The sequence below is a fragment of the Ruegeria sp. AL12 genome, assembly GCF_056540885.1.
On sequence record NZ_JBQFXN010000069.1, the window covers coordinates 1 to 1044 of the forward strand.

1 protein-coding gene is annotated in these 1044 nt (G+C 57.7%); it reads right to left on the minus strand.

Features of this window, described 5'->3' with window-relative positions; all coding sequences use genetic code 11:
* Positions 1-1044 (minus strand): VC_2705 family sodium/solute symporter (locus ACR0C6_RS21390; RefSeq protein ID WP_480621122.1); only part of this gene is annotated, 1044 nt, incomplete at both ends.

A 1044-nucleotide genomic window follows, 5' to 3' on the forward strand; every position in this document is an offset into this window, starting at 1 on the left:
TTTCGACCAGTTCCTTGATCTCCGGCGGAGTTTCCTTGGTCATGCCAGCCACAACATAGGCGACAGCAAAGTTGACCATGGCACCGACAGCGCCGAACGAGGTCGACTGGATCGGACCCAGCAACGGATCAGCATCGGTGAACGAGTTGGTGTCCGGAATGAACAGCCATCCCTTGTGCAGGAAGATGTAGACCAGTGTAACGACCAGACCTGCCAGCATACCGGCAACAGCACCGGTGTTGTTGATGCGGGTCGAGAAGATCCCCATCATCAGTGCCGGGAAGATCGAGGCTGCCGCCAGACCAAAGGCCAGAGCAACAGTCTGTGCTGCAAAGCCCGGAGGATTCAGACCCAGCCAGGTCGCTACAGCAATCGCCACAGCCATCGCAATCCGTGCCGACAGAAGCTCGCCTTTTTCCGAGATCTGCGGGTTGATTGCGCCCTTGATCAGGTCGTGAGACACGGCCGACGAAATCGCCAGCAGCAGGCCCGCAGCAGTCGACAGAGCAGCCGCAAGACCACCAGCAGCGACCAGACCGATCACCCAACCGGGCAGGTTGGCAATCTCGGGGTTGGCCAGAACCAGGATATCGCGGTTGAACTTGGTCAGCTCGTTACCGACCCAGCCTTTTTGTTCCGCAATCGCCTGCATCGATTCAGATTTGTCATTGTAGTACTGAATCTTGCCGTCGCCGTTCTTGTCCTCCCAATCCAGCAGGCCGGTTTTCTGCCATGTGGCCATCCAGTCGTACCGTGCATCATTGTCGATCTGTTCGACTGTAACGGCACCACCTTCGATGCCACCATTGGGCCACATCATGTCGGTGATATTCAGGCGGGCCATTGCGCCAACAGCCGGAGCGGTCAGATACAGCAGCGCGATGAAAACCAACGCCCAGCCAGCCGACCAGCGTGCATCAGCAACTTTGGGAACGGTGAAGAAGCGCATGATAACGTGCGGCAGACCGGCGGTACCGATCATCAGCGACAGGGTGAACAGCACCATGTTCAGCGTGTTCGAGTGATGGGCCGTGTATTCGTTGA